The organism is Microbacterium sp. M28, from assembly GCF_025836995.1.
Classification (GTDB): Bacteria; Actinomycetota; Actinomycetes; order Actinomycetales; family Microbacteriaceae; genus Microbacterium.
The window spans coordinates 1,430,817-1,443,377 of sequence record NZ_CP107546.1 but is presented as its reverse complement, the minus strand read 5'-3'; the positions used below and the strand labels follow the sequence as shown (position 1 = coordinate 1,443,377).

Genomic DNA, 12,561 nt, shown 5'->3' with positions numbered 1-12,561 from the left:
CGGAGCGAGGTCACCACCAGTGGTTGCTCCGCCAGAAGTTGTACGCGCTCGCCCAGCTGCCGTAGCGGCCGATGGCGTAGCCGTTGCCCCAGCGGAGGTTGTCGACCGGGTCGTAGCCGTTGCCGGGAACCTTGCTGCAGGGAAGAGCCTGGACGAGACCGCAGGCGCCGGACGACTTGTTGGTCGCGTTCGGGTTCCAGCCGCTCTCCTTGGAGACGATGTAGTCGACGTAGCCCCAGTCGCTCTGGGCGATGCCTGCTGCCGCCATCCACTCGGCCGGCGATCCGCCGCCGGTGTACTGCGGTCGGCTGCCGCTGCCGCTGCCGCTGCCGCTGCCGCTGCCGCTGCTGGAGGAGCCGGACGAGGCCGGCTTCGGAGTCGGCGTCGGCGTGGGCTTCGGCTTGATGTAGACCTCATAGGTGCCGCGATCGACGGGAGCGAACGCCGTGCCCTCGACCGTCACACGCAGATCCTGCGAGTCCTCGGCCGCCAGTGAGTACACCGTCGTCTGGGCCTGCGCCGCATCCACGGGGTCGGCCAGGGCGAACCCGGTCGGGGCGACGATCGCCGCTGCGAATCCGACGACGGCGAGCGATGCGAGCGTGGCTGCGACACCGCGTCGACGCGACCACCGCGCACGGCTGCTCGCCGCGCGCCTGTCCGTGGAGAGGATGTCGGAGCGGCCGTGGCCGGCTGCCGGGACGATCTCTTCTGACTCGTGGGGTGAACTCACAATAGCCTCAGTCTAGACCAGAGCCCGCTGGGCGGACCATGGGAATGCTCAGCGAACCGCGAGCATGACCTCGATGGTCGCGTCGAGCAGGGCATCGACCTGCTCCTCCCGGTAGCCGCCTCGCTGCATCCGAAACGCCGCCGAACGCAGCTGCTCGACCGAGAGCTCATCACCGTCGCGAAGGTATCGGACGATGCGGCGGGCGACGTGGTCGACCTCCTCGGCGCGATAGCCGTATGAGAGCCAGCCGACCCGAGCGAACTTGTGGAGCTTCGGTCGGGCGAGGTGATCCAGGATGACCTGCGCCTCGCTCCTGGCCTGCTCGACCCACGCGGTCGCGCCGTCGGCGCGCACCGCACGGTCGCGGACACGAGCGGCGAAGGCATCCTCGATGCGCCCGAGTGCGGCATCCACCTCGGCGACCGCGTAGCCGTTCTTCACCATCGGGAAGGAGGCCAGACGGACGTCCTCCGCGGACAGCGCATCGTCATCGCGCTCGAAGCTCGCCTTGGCCGCGGCGAGGAACGTGTCGACGGCCGCCGGATGGTATCCGCGGGTTCGGCCGGTCGTCAGGGTGAACCCCGCCGACGTCGGCTTCGTCTGAGTATCTGTCACGTCATCCACCGTAACCCGCTCACCCGATGCTCACCCACGGCGACAGCAGGAAGTACAGCAGGAGCGCGGGAATCGTCGACGGCAGGATGCTGTCGAGGCGGTCGAGCAGACCACCATGACCGGGAAGCCACGAGCTCATGTCCTTGATGCCGAGGTCGCGCTTGAGCATCGACTCGGCGAGATCGCCGAGAGTCGCGGACAGCAGCACGGCCGCACCGAGAATCGCACCCGCCCACCATGGCATGTCGAGCAGGTAGAGCGCGAGGAGCACCCCCACGCCGGTCGCGGCGAGGACGGCGCCAGCGAAGCCCTCCCACGTCTTCTTCGGGCTGATCCGCGGGGCCATCGGGTGCTTGCCGAATGCGAGTCCGGATGCATAGGCACCGGTATCCGCAGCGACGGCGATCGCGATGAACGCGAGCACCCACCACTGCCCGCCCTCCTGCGAAAGCAGGATCAGGGCGATACTGGCCAGGAAAGGCACGTACACCTGGATGAATCCGCCGACCACGACGTCACCGAGCACCTCGCCGTACGTGCGCCCGTCCTGCACCACCATCTGGGCGACCAGACGCCAGACGATCACGAACGCGACCGAGACGAACAGTGCGACCCAGCACAACCACGGCTCCGCGAAGTACCCGGCGAGCACCAGCGGGGCGCCGGCGATCAACTGCGGAACGATGTCGACGCGACGGCCCGCGCCGCGCAGGGCGAGTCCGAGTTCGTAGATGCTCAGCAGGGCGATCGCGAGCACGATCGGCACGAAGAGCCACTTGATGAACAACAGTGAGCCGAGCAGAACGGCTCCGGCGGCGAGACCGATCAGGATCGCGACGATCAGGTCGCGCCCGGTGCGCTCCTTGATGCGCTCGTTCGCCTGGTCGAGCTGACCCCGCGCGTGCGAGACGTGACTCTCGAACTCGCCGCGCTTCGCTCGCCACTGCTCGCGGATGGCGTTGTGCTCCCCCGTCGACATGCCGGGCGCCGGGGTGGGCGGAAGCTCCGGCTTCGGCGGAACGATCTCCGCGTCGAACCCGGGGAAGGCGGTGTCGCTCAACGGCGCAGGTGCCGCGTCGCGTCGCCGCTCGCTGCGCCTGGTCGGCGCATCGTTCGGCGGCGTGCCCCCGGAATCGTCAGTCATTGGCGCTCACACCTCGAGCAGTTCGGCCTCTTTGCGCTTCAGCGCCTCGTCGATCAGGTCGACGTGCTGACGCGTCAGGGCGTCCAGGTCCTTCTCGCCGCGGGCGATCTCGTCCTCGCCGACGTCGCTCTTGAGCGCGTCCAGCTCGTCCTTCGCCTTGCGACGGATGCCGCGGACGTGGACCTTGGCGTCCTCGCCCTTGGAGCGCACGAGCTTGACGTACTCCTTGCGGCGCTCCTCGGTCAGCTCGGGCATCGTCACGCGGACGATGTTGCCGTCGTTGGACGGGTTGGCCCCCAGATTCGGCATGTCGCGGATCGCCTGTTCGATCGCCTTCAGCGCGGACTTGTCGTACGGCGTGACGATGAGCGAGCGCGCCTCGGGGTTGGCCAGCGACGCCAGCTGCGCGAGAGGTGTGGGCGAACCGTAGTAGTCGACCATGACCTTCTGGAACAGCTGCGGGTTCGCACGCCCGGTGCGCACCGTGGCGAAGTCCTCCTTCGCGGCTTCGACCGCCCTGGTCATCCGGGTGGTGGTTTCTGCGAGGACGTCCGCGATCACGGCGACTCCAATCGTCTGGGGTGTTCTGGCAATTCTATCGGGGCGGATGCCTCAGCACCCGCGTGCGACGCTCAGGAGGTGACGAGCGTGCCGATCGTCTCTCCGAGCAGCGCGCGCGTGATGTTGCCCGAGGGCTCCATCCCGAACACCCGCATGTCCATGTTGTTGTCCATGCACAGGCTGAACGCCGTCGAGTCGACGACCTTGAGACCGCGCTGCAGCGCCTCGCGATACGTGACCTGGTCGATGCGCGTCGCGGTGGCGTCCTTGTTCGGGTCGGCCGTGTAGATCGCGTCGACGCCGTTCTTGGCGACGAGGACCTCCTGGGCGCCGATCTCCAGAGCGCGCTGCGCGGCGACCGTGTCCGTGGAGAAGTACGGCAGACCGGCGCCGGCGCCGAAGATCACGACGCGCCCCTTCTCCATGTGCCGCTCGGCGCGGCGCGGGATGTACGGCTCGGCGACCTGGGTCATGGCGATCGCGGACTGCACACGCGTCGCGGCTCCGGCCTGCTCGAGGAAGTCCTGGAGGGCGAGGGCGTTCATGACGGTGCCCAGCATTCCCATGTAGTCGGCTCGCCCGCGGTCCATGCCGCGCTGGCTGAGCTCCGCCCCGCGGAAGAAGTTGCCTCCGCCGACGACGACGGCGATCTCGACCTGATCGACGGCTGCGGCGATCTCGCGCGCGATCTGGCTGACCACGTCTGGATTGACACCCAGCTGACCGGCACCGAATGCCTCGCCGGAGAGCTTGAGAAGGACGCGGCGGCGTCCGGTTCGTTCAGTCATGGGTGAATCCTCTCGTCCCGAAATCAAGATAGTGCCTTCTGGGCATGAAGAAGGGGTTCGGACCCTCACGGATCCGAACCCCTTCGACGTCGTTACGCGCCGACCTTGAAGCGCGCGAAGTCCGTCACGGTGATGCCGGCGTCCTGCGCGACCTTCGCCACGGACAGCTTGTTGTCCTTGGCGTAGTCCTGCTCGAGCAGTGCGACCTGCTTGATGAACGCGGTCACGCGACCCTCGACGATCTTCGGCAGTGCAGCCTCGGGCTTGCCCTCGCTGCGGGAGATCTCGGTGACGATCTCGCGCTCCTTCTCGACGTCTGCCGCCGGAACGTCCTCACGGGAGAGGTACGACGGGTTCGCGAACGAGATGTGCTGGGCGATGCTGCGCGCGGTCTCGGCGTCGTCACCCGAGTAGGCGACGACGACACCGATCTGCGGCGGCAGGTCCTTGCTGGTGCGGTGCAGGTAGACCTCGAAGTTGTCACCGGTCAGCGTTCGGACGCGACGCAGCTCGACCTTCTCGCCGATGATCGCTGCCTCGTCCGAGATCAGCTGGTCGACGGTCTGGCCTGCGGCGTCGGCCGCGAGGGCCTCCTCGACCGTGTTCGCCTTGACGGCGGCCACGGCGTCGGCGACCTTCTCGGACAGCGCGATGAAGCGGTCGTTCTTCGCGACGAAGTCGGTCTCGCAGGCGAGCTCGACGAGCGTCACGGCGCCGTCCTGCTCGCGAGCGACGACCAGGCCTTCGCTGGTGGAACGGTCAGCGCGCTTGGCGTTGCCCTTCGCACCCTTCAGGCGCAGGATCTCGACGGCCTTCTCGCGGTCGCCATCGGCTTCCTCGAGCGCCTTCTTGGTGTCGACCATTCCCGTACCGAGCTGCTCACGCAGCGCCTTGATGTCGGCGATGGTGAAGTTGGCCATGTGTGGCGGCTCCTTGCTTCGTGATGTGTGTGTTCGCGGGCGGGTTCAGCCCGAGGGAATTACTTCGCGTCGGTGACCGCAGCGTCCTCGGCCGGAGCCTCGGTCGCCTCGGCGGCAGGTGCCTCGGCCGGAGCCTCGGTCGTCTCGGCCGGAACCTCGGTCGTCTCGGCCGGGGTCTCGAGGAGCTCGCGCTCCCACTCGGCCAGCGGCTCGGCGTCGCCCTGCTCGGGGTTGTGCTTCTGCTGCAGGCCCTCGGCCGCGGCATCCGCGATGATGCGGGTGAGCAGCGAGACGGAGCGGATCGCGTCGTCGTTGCCGGGGATCGGGTACTGGAAGTCGTCCGGGTCCGCGTTCGTGTCGAGGATGCCGATCACGGGGATGCCGAGCTTCTTGGCCTCGTCGATGGCGAGGTGCTCGCGCTTGGCGTCGACGACCCACAGAGCCGACGGGGTCTTCGCGAGGTTGCGGATACCGCCGAGCGACTTGTGCAGCTTGTCGAGCTCGCGCTTCTTGAGCAGCAGCTCCTTCTTCGTGAAGCCGGAAGCGGCCGGGTTCTCGTAGTCCAGCTCCTCGAGCTCCTTCATGCGGGCAAGACGCTTCGCGATGGTGGAGAAGTTGGTGAGGAGTCCACCGAGCCAGCGCTGGTTCACGAAGGGCTGGCCGACGCGGGTGGCCTGCTCGGCGAGGACTTCCTGAGCCTGCTTCTTCGTGCCGACGAAGAGGATGGTGCCGCCGTGCGCGACCGTCTCCTTGACGAAGTCGTAGGCCTTGTCGATGTACGACAGGGACTGCTGCAGGTCGATGATGTGGATGCCGCTGCGCTCCGTGAGGATGAAGCGCTTCACCTTCGGGTTCCACCGGCGGGTCTGGTGTCCGAAGTGCACGCCGCTGTCGAGCAGCTGGCGGATGGTGACCACAGCCATGGTCGTCTCCTTGTTCTGGCGTTCGCACGCCGTTGAGGTTGATTTCGCCGATCGTCCGATCGTCGAGCCTGGTGCCCGGCGCACACCCGCCCGTTCTGCGAACAGGACCTGTGGGAGTGGATGCCGCGACCGAGGTCGCTTTGGGCACGCGTAGTCACCCCGGAATCGAGGTGCATGGACAAGTGTACCCGATCAGCCCCGCTCACTCGCCCTGCACCGAGGCACGGGACACGCGGGTTCTGCACAGCTGCTGAGATCCGGGATCACCCGGGCTCGTCGGCCCGCGCACGATGGACTCATGTCCGCTCACCTCACGCTTCGCGCCCGCTCCCTCGCGGTGATCGCGCTCGTCGTCGCGCACAGTCTGCTCCTCGGCCCGGAGGAGGCGCCGGCCGGCGGCGGATCGGACTGGCAGTGGCCTGTTGCGGGGGCCAGGACGGTCGTCGAGCCGTTCGTCGCCCCGGCGCACGACTACGGCCCTGGTCATCGCGGAATCGACATCGCGGCGCCCGACGGGGAGGTGCGGGCTCCCGCGAGTGGGATCGTGGCATTCGTCGGAACGGTGGTCGACCGTCCGCTCATCACGATCGACCACGGCGGCGGGCTCGTCACCACCTTCGAGCCGGTGGCGTCGCGCCTGCGCGCAGGCGATGCGGTGACCGCGGGCGACGCGATCGGCACGGTCGCGTCGGGCGGGCATGCTCCGTCGGGTGCCGTCCACATGGGGTTGCGGGTGCACGGGGTCTACGTCGATCCGATGGCGATGTTCGGGCCGGTCGAACGAGCGATCCTGCTGCCCTGCTGCGCTCCGCTCTGACGCGCGGCGGGGTCAGGCTCGGGGATGCGCCAGGCGGTACGTCGCCGCGAGGCGTTCCGACGAGACGTGGGTGTAGATCTGCGTGGTGCCCAGACTCGCGTGACCGAGGATCTCCTGGACAGCGCGCAGGTCCGCTCCGCCGTCGAGCAGGTGAGTGGCAGCCGAGTGCCGCAACGCGTGCGGTCCGACGTTCTCGGCCCCGACCACGGGTCCAAGGGTGCGCGCCACGAGGGTGTACACGAGCCGCGGGCCGATGCGGCCTCCGCGGGAGCCGAGGAAGACCGCCGGACCAGCAGTCGATGCCCGCGCGCTGAGCACGGGCCGCCCGCGTGTCGCCCAGGCGGCGATCGCATCGTGTGCGGGACGGCCGTAAGGGACGACGCGCTCCTTCGACCCCTTGCCGAGCACCCTCGCCGTGCCCCGGTCCTGGTCGAGGTCGTCGACGTCGAGGCCGCACAGCTCCGAGACGCGCATGCCTGTCGCGTACAGCAGCTCGAGGATCGCGTGATCGCGCAGAGCCACAGGATCTCCCCCTGCCGCGGCCATCCGTTGCGCGTCGAGCAGCGCCCGCATGCCGTCACGGGACGCGACGGTCGGGAGCGTGCGCCCCCGCTTGGGAGTCACCAGGCGCAGGCTCGGATCGACCGGGATGAGCTCTTCGTCCTTCGCCCAGGCGAAGAAGGATCGGGCGGCGGCCGCACGCCGTGCGAGTGTGCTGCGCGCATCGCCTCGCTGGGTCGCCGTCCAGAGCCAGTCACGCAGCGATTCCAGATCCACATCGCGCAGTGGTCCATCTCCGACGGAGCCGACGAGGTCGCGCAGATCTGAACGGTACGCGCGCACCGTGGCGGGCGACAATCTGCGCACCGTCTCGAGATGCGTCGCGAACGCGGCTGCGGCGACGGAGAGGTCCATGCCTCCAGGATGGCCCGCAGCGCGCGCCCCGGTCTGTCGCCTCGCCGGGTCCTCGCGACGAGGCGTCCGATCATCGCGTGGCCTGAATCCGGCGGAGCCACCCGCCGTCGCGGCGTGATGCCGTTCCTTCGAGCTCGAGCATGCCCAGCAGGCCTTGGACTCGATCGACGGCCAGCCCCGATCGGCGGGCGACCTCCTGCGGCGCGATGGCCGTGCGAGTGCTGAGCGCGTCGAGCAGACGCGTGGTGTCCGGATCGACCCGGTCCTCGGTCGGACCATCGAACGGCAGATCCTCGCCCCAGAGCTCACGCACCTCGGCCGCCGTCGTGACGCATCGTGCGTCGTACTCGCGCAGCAGGCGATGACAACCGGCGGATGCCGCGGACGTCACCGGTCCCGGCACGGCGCCGAGCGGCCGACCGAGCGCGGCCGCGTGGCCCGCGGTGTTCAGCGACCCGCTGCGCCGGCCGGCCTCGACGACGACCGTCGCCATGCCGAGGGCCGCGATCAATCGGTTGCGCGCGAGGAAACGCCACTTCGACGGGGACGTGCCGCACGGGACCTCCGTGGCGACCGCCCCTGAGCGCGCGATGTGCTCGAAGAGCTGATGATGGCCGACAGGATAGGCGCGATCGATGCCGCCCGCCAGGAACGCGACCGTCTGCCCACCAACGCCGAGGGCCGCGCGATGGGCTGCCCCGTCGATGCCGTACGCGCCTCCCGAGACGATGAGCACGCCGCCGTGCGCGAGGTCGCCCGCCAGGTCGGCGGTGACGGTCTCGCCGTACGAGCTCGATGCACGGGCGCCGACGAGGGCCGCACTCGGCCTGACCGCCAGGCAGGCCGGATCACCGCGGACCCAGAGCAGCACCGGAGCGTGCACGCCGAGATCGTCGAGATCGGTCGGCCAGTGCTCCGCGCCCGGCAGCAGCAGCCGTGCTCCGACCTCCGAGGCGGCGGCGAGGGAGGCGCGGATGCTGTCGATCCGAGCCCGCGGTTGCCAGCGGGCCCGCGCCTGAGCGAGCGCCCTCGCACCACCGGCGCCACCGAGAGCGTCGATCGCGGCAGCCTCCACCCGCGGCCGACGCACCTCGTCCAGCGCCGCGGACAGGGCTGCGGCCGCGCCGAGCGTCTCGATCAGGACACCCGCCGTCCCGTCCCCGGGTTCGGTGATGACAGACCAGGCCGCTCGTGCGAGCGCCTCGTCCTGGTCGACATCCGGCCGCATGCGAGTCACCAGGTCACGCAGGCCGCTCTCTCTGTTCAGCCTCTCGATCATGTGATCAGTCCTCTCTTCAGGAACAGGGCGCGGCCGAGCTCGTCCCGTCCGGGCCGCTCGCGTCCGGCCAGGTCGGCGATCGTCCACGCGAGCCGCAGGACCCGGTCGTAACCGCGCAGAGTGAGGACGCCGCGTTCGAGGGCGCGATCCAAGGACGCGCGATCCGCGGCCGGCAGTCGATGTCGTCCCTGCCGCAGCCACGTGCCGGGGATCTCGGCGTTCAATCGCCACGGAGTGTCTGCCCAGCGCTGCGCGGCGCGGGCGCGCGCCTCGGCGACGCGGGCACGTGCGACCTCCGACGTGAGAGCTGCCCGGTCCCCCGCCGTTGCGCGGGATGCGGCCACCCGCGCGACCTGCAGATCGATGTCGATCCGGTCACGGAGCGGGCCGGACAGGCGACCGGCATAGCGGCGGATCGCGATCGGCGGGCAGGTGCATTCGGCGCCGCGGACCCCGTAGTTGCCGCACGGGCAGGGATTCATCGCGAGGATCAGCTGGAAGCGCGCAGGAAACCGCGCCGTGAACCCGGCCCGCTGGATGTCGATCGTTCCCGACTCGAGAGGCTGCCGCAGCGAATCGAGCGCCTGTCGGCTGAACTCGGCCGCCTCGTCGAGGAACAGCAGACCGCGGTGCGCACGCACGATGGCCCCCGGCCGCGCCGCCCGTGACCCGCCGCTCACCAGCGCCATGGGTGAGGCGCTGTGGTGCGGAGCCTCCAGCGGAGGCACCCGGCTGAGCGAGGCCACGGGCAGGCCGGACAGCGAACGGATCGAGGCCACTTCGAGCGCCTCCTCGTCCGTGAGCTCCGGCAGGATTCCGGGCATCCGTCGCGCGAGCATGGTCTTGCCCGCGCCGGGCGGACCGCTCAGCAGCAGATGGTGTCCCCCCGCGGCGGCGGTGAGGAGCGCCTCCACGGCATCCTCCTGCCCGATCACATCGGCCAGGTCCACCGCATCCGTCTCATCCTCCGTCGTGACCGCAGCGGCGATCGGCTCGACATCGGGGATCTCGACATCGGCACCGTGCCAGACGGCGACCTCGGCGAGCGTCGTGGCGGCGCGCACCTCGATGTCGGCGACCAGTCGCGCTTCGGCGGCGTTCGCGTGCGGGACGACCACGTGCTCGAACCCCGCACGCTGCGCAGCGAACACTGAGGGCAGCACGCCGGGCACCGGGCGCAGTCGGCCGTCCAGACCGAGCTCCCCGATGTGCACCGTGCGGGCGATCGAGGCGGCATCCAGCGAGCCGCTGGTCGCCAGCGCCGACACGGCGACCCCGAGGTCGAAGGCGGAACCCTGCTTCGGCAGGCTCGCCGGCGACAGGTTCACGGTCAGCCGCCGTGCGGACAGCTCCAGCCCCGCGTTCTTGCAGGCGTTGTGGACGCGTTGCGTGGCTTCGCCGAGCGAGCGATCCGCGAGCCCGATGATGCGGAAGTCGGGCCGCTGATTGGACAGGTCGGCTTCGACCTCGACCATGTGGCCGTCCACCCCCGTGAGCGCGACGGCCCAGGTCCGCACCGCGGTCATCGCAGATCCACCAGATGCTCGAGCGCACCGCTGCGCGGATCGGGGCCAACGATGCCGATCGCCTCGAGCCGGACTCGGGAATGCGCCGCCTGTTCCGGATGTGCTTCGACCCAGGCGTGCGCGAGGCGCCAGAGCCGACGCACCTTTTTGTCGTCGAGCGCCTCGAACGGGTGGCCGAACCGCAGCGAGGTGCGTGTCTTGACCTCGACGACGCACAGCAGGGCGCCGCGCGCCGCGACGATGTCGACCTCGCCGGCAGGACACCGCCAGTTGCGGTCCAGAACCTCGTAGCCGAGCCCGCTCAGGTACGCGGCCGCACGCTGTTCGCCGACTCGGCCGAGATCATCTTTCGCTGCCATGCCGACAGCGTGCCCGTCCGCGGACAGCAGCCGCAGACGGCCTGCCCGCGAGATCTACGGGATCTGGGGGAAGGTTCGCTCAGTGACCGACGTGTGCAGAGCGGGTCACTTGCCGTCGAGCGACAGCTCCTCCGGCAGCTCGAACTCGCGCCGCTGCAGCTCCTCCACGTTGACGTCCTTGAACGTCAGCACGCGGACGGCTTTCACGAACCGGTCGGCGCGATAGATGTCCCACACCCAGACATCGGTCATCGAGATCTCGAAGTAGAAGTCGTGCTCGGTGTCCCGACGCACGACGTTGACCTCGTTGGCGAGATAGAAGCGGCGCTCCGTCTCGACGACGTACTGGAACTGCGAGACGACGTCCCGATACTCGCGGAACAGCGCGAGTTCGAGTTCGCGGTCGTAATCGTCGAAGGCTTCCTCATCCATGATGTGTCCATCCTACGAGTCCGGGCGCACGACCGGCGCCCTCCCCTGCGTGGAGCGGCACGCTGCCCGTCAGAACAGCGTCGGAGCGTCGGCGATCGCCCAGGACGAGCGGTGCAGCGGCGACAGACCGCTGTCCCGGATCGCCGCACGATGCTCGGGACTGGCATAGCCCTTGTTGCGCTCCCACTGGTACACGGGGTGCTCGTCGTGCAACTCGGTCATCAGCGCATCGCGAGCCACCTTGGCGATCACCGAGGCCACCGAGACCGACGCGCAGTCGCGGTCCGCCTTGATCACCGGACGCACGTGCAGACGCGACGGATGCACGGCCGACACGTAGTCGTGATTGCCGTCCAGGATCACCAGAGCGCGCTCGGTGACCACTCCCTGCTCCGCGATCGCCAGCAGGGCCCGTGAGGCGGCGAGTCCCAGCGCGCGCATGATGCCGACCTCGTCGACCTCGGCGGCGCTGGCCCAGCCGAGGCCGGATGCGGGCACCCACGCCGCGGCGCGCAGCGCGACATCCGGTCGCCGACGTTCGGTGATGAGCTTCGAATCGCGCAGCCCGTCAGGAACGCGGCGGCGTGCACCGGCGGCATCCATCACCGCCGCACCGACCGTGACGGGACCGGCCAGCGCGCCGCGTCCGACCTCGTCGAGCGCGATGATCAACTCGTGCTCCTTGAGAAGCGCGCGTTCGAGCCGGAGCGTCGGGGCGACGACGGTCATCATTCGGGGTCCGGTACTCCGTTGAACACCTCGTGGTGCCCGTCGATGGTGCCGATCCGGTCCAGCGGCCAGGTGGTCAGGAACGCCTTGCCCACCACGTTGTCGAGCGGGACGAATCCGCCGGTGGGCAGATCCTGATGCGCTCTGGCGTCCTGGGACCTGTCGCGGTTATCTCCGAGCAGCCACAGCTGCCCGTCGGGGACCGTGACATCGAACGGCTCTTCGGAGGCGAGCGTGTCGCCCTCGGGGACGTTCAGGTACGAGAGCTCGTCGATCGGCGCGCCGTTGACCGACACCTGGCCGAGCGAGTTGCAGCACACCACGTGGTCACCGGGGAGGCCGATGAGCCGCTTGACGAGGTGATCCTGCGAATCGGATGCCGAGATCCCGATGAAGGTGAGGACGCCGTCGACGAAGCCGATCAGCGGAGGCTGGGCCGGCTCCTGGACGGCGGGGGGAAGCCATCCGCCCGGGTCCTGGAACACGACGACGTCGCCGCGCTCGTAGCCCGTCCAGCGCGGGGTGAGCTCGTCGACCAGGATGCGGTCGTTCACGAGAAGCGTCTGCTCCATCGAGCCCGACGGGATGTAGAACGAGCGGACGACGAAGGTCTTGACCAGGAAGGACACGAGCGCCGCGATCACCACGATGATGAGGACGTCACGCAGGAAGATCAGGAAGCCACGCCGCCGCTTCGGTTCCGGGGCCGGGGTGGACTCAGTCGTCATCGCATTCCTTCACGAGCTTCACGCCGGACGTCGGTACGGCCTTACAAGCGTTGCATATCCTGGCCGAAAGAAAGCACCCCGGGACACGAGTG

At 69.3% G+C, this 12,561-nt stretch carries 15 protein-coding genes; 1 reads left to right on the top strand and 14 read right to left on the bottom strand.

The window, feature by feature from the left end:
• Positions 1-10: 10 nt before the first annotated feature.
• From OED01_RS07155 to rpsB, 7 genes are all read right to left on the bottom strand, one after another.
• Positions 11-733 carry a lytic transglycosylase domain-containing protein gene (locus OED01_RS07155; RefSeq protein WP_264157682.1) on the bottom strand — a complete coding sequence of 241 codons (723 nt, stop codon included), beginning with the start codon at positions 731-733 and terminating at the stop codon, positions 11-13.
• Positions 734-781: 48 nt separating this feature from the next.
• Positions 782-1,357: a DivIVA domain-containing protein gene (locus tag OED01_RS07150; protein ID WP_413231615.1), complete on the bottom strand. Its 576-nt coding sequence runs from the start codon at positions 1,355-1,357 to the stop codon at positions 782-784.
• Between the two features lie 10 nt (positions 1,358-1,367).
• Complete coding sequence (locus OED01_RS07145; RefSeq protein WP_264157680.1) at positions 1,368-2,492, bottom strand: phosphatidate cytidylyltransferase; 1,125 nt, start codon at positions 2,490-2,492, stop codon at positions 1,368-1,370.
• A gap of 6 nt (positions 2,493-2,498) precedes the next feature.
• Positions 2,499-3,053 carry a ribosome recycling factor gene (gene frr / locus OED01_RS07140; RefSeq protein ID WP_264157679.1) on the bottom strand — a complete coding sequence of 185 codons (555 nt, stop codon included), beginning with the start codon at positions 3,051-3,053 and terminating at the stop codon, positions 2,499-2,501.
• 71 nt (positions 3,054-3,124) lie between these two features.
• The gene (gene pyrH / locus OED01_RS07135; RefSeq protein ID WP_264157678.1) at positions 3,125-3,841 is read right to left on the bottom strand and encodes a UMP kinase; all 717 of its coding nucleotides are present in this window, start codon (positions 3,839-3,841) and stop codon (positions 3,125-3,127) included.
• 92 nt (positions 3,842-3,933) lie between these two features.
• Positions 3,934-4,761 (bottom strand): translation elongation factor Ts, encoded by an 828-nt coding sequence (gene tsf / locus OED01_RS07130; RefSeq protein WP_264157677.1) that lies wholly within the window; start codon positions 4,759-4,761, stop codon positions 3,934-3,936.
• Between the two features lie 59 nt (positions 4,762-4,820).
• Complete coding sequence (gene rpsB / locus OED01_RS07125) at positions 4,821-5,684, bottom strand: 30S ribosomal protein S2 (RefSeq protein WP_264157676.1); 864 nt, start codon at positions 5,682-5,684, stop codon at positions 4,821-4,823.
• Between the two features lie 298 nt (positions 5,685-5,982).
• Here rpsB and OED01_RS07120 point away from each other — a divergent pair, with 298 nt between their 5' ends.
• On the top strand, positions 5,983-6,501 hold the full coding sequence (locus tag OED01_RS07120) for a murein hydrolase activator EnvC family protein (protein WP_264157675.1): 519 nt from the start codon (positions 5,983-5,985) through the stop codon (positions 6,499-6,501).
• 12 nt (positions 6,502-6,513) lie between these two features.
• On the opposite strand, the gene OED01_RS07115 is transcribed toward OED01_RS07120, so the two are convergent.
• The 7 genes from OED01_RS07115 to lepB form a co-directional block, all read right to left on the bottom strand.
• Entirely contained in the window at positions 6,514-7,416 is a 903-nt protein-coding gene (locus tag OED01_RS07115; protein WP_264157674.1) for a tyrosine-type recombinase/integrase, read from the bottom strand.
• Positions 7,417-7,486: 70 nt separating this feature from the next.
• Positions 7,487-8,695, bottom strand: a complete 1,209-nt coding sequence (gene dprA, locus OED01_RS07110) for a DNA-processing protein DprA (RefSeq protein WP_264157673.1) — start codon at positions 8,693-8,695, stop codon at positions 7,487-7,489.
• Positions 8,692-10,221, bottom strand: a complete 1,530-nt coding sequence (locus OED01_RS07105) for a YifB family Mg chelatase-like AAA ATPase (RefSeq protein WP_264157672.1) — start codon at positions 10,219-10,221, stop codon at positions 8,692-8,694. Before OED01_RS07105 ends, dprA begins: the two co-directional genes overlap by 4 nt.
• Entirely contained in the window at positions 10,218-10,580 is a 363-nt protein-coding gene (locus OED01_RS07100) for a YraN family protein (protein ID WP_264157671.1), read from the bottom strand. The genes OED01_RS07105 and OED01_RS07100 overlap by 4 nt, the downstream gene beginning before the upstream one ends.
• Positions 10,581-10,685: 105 nt before the next feature.
• The gene (locus OED01_RS07095) at positions 10,686-11,012 is read right to left on the bottom strand and encodes a DUF2469 domain-containing protein (protein WP_264157670.1); all 327 of its coding nucleotides are present in this window, start codon (positions 11,010-11,012) and stop codon (positions 10,686-10,688) included.
• 69 nt (positions 11,013-11,081) lie between these two features.
• Positions 11,082-11,741, bottom strand: coding sequence for a ribonuclease HII (locus tag OED01_RS07090; RefSeq protein ID WP_264157929.1), 660 nt, complete (start codon positions 11,739-11,741; stop codon positions 11,082-11,084).
• Positions 11,741-12,469, bottom strand: coding sequence for a signal peptidase I (gene lepB / locus OED01_RS07085; protein WP_264157669.1), 729 nt, complete (start codon positions 12,467-12,469; stop codon positions 11,741-11,743). Before lepB ends, OED01_RS07090 begins: the two co-directional genes overlap by 1 nt.
• Positions 12,470-12,561 lie beyond the last annotated feature (92 nt).

Coding starts and splice junctions, on each gene's coding strand:
- pyrH (WP_264157678.1), bottom strand. CDS start 3,841: ATGACTGAACGAACCGGACGCCGCCGCGTCCTTCTCAAGCTCTCCGGC.
- OED01_RS07095 (WP_264157670.1), bottom strand. CDS start 11,012: ATGGATGAGGAAGCCTTCGACGATTACGACCGCGAACTCGAACTCGCG.
- OED01_RS07090 (WP_264157929.1), bottom strand. CDS start 11,741: ATGACCGTCGTCGCCCCGACGCTCCGGCTCGAACGCGCGCTTCTCAAG.
- OED01_RS07145 (WP_264157680.1), bottom strand. CDS start 2,492: ATGACTGACGATTCCGGGGGCACGCCGCCGAACGATGCGCCGACCAGG.
- dprA (WP_264157673.1), bottom strand. CDS start 8,695: ATGATCGAGAGGCTGAACAGAGAGAGCGGCCTGCGTGACCTGGTGACT.
- rpsB (WP_264157676.1), bottom strand. CDS start 5,684: ATGGCTGTGGTCACCATCCGCCAGCTGCTCGACAGCGGCGTGCACTTC.
- OED01_RS07105 (WP_264157672.1), bottom strand. CDS start 10,221: ATGACCGCGGTGCGGACCTGGGCCGTCGCGCTCACGGGGGTGGACGGC.
- tsf (WP_264157677.1), bottom strand. CDS start 4,761: ATGGCCAACTTCACCATCGCCGACATCAAGGCGCTGCGTGAGCAGCTC.
- OED01_RS07100 (WP_264157671.1), bottom strand. CDS start 10,580: ATGGCAGCGAAAGATGATCTCGGCCGAGTCGGCGAACAGCGTGCGGCC.
- OED01_RS07120 (WP_264157675.1), top strand. CDS start 5,983: ATGTCCGCTCACCTCACGCTTCGCGCCCGCTCCCTCGCGGTGATCGCG.
- lepB (WP_264157669.1), bottom strand. CDS start 12,469: ATGACGACTGAGTCCACCCCGGCCCCGGAACCGAAGCGGCGGCGTGGC.
- OED01_RS07115 (WP_264157674.1), bottom strand. CDS start 7,416: ATGGACCTCTCCGTCGCCGCAGCCGCGTTCGCGACGCATCTCGAGACG.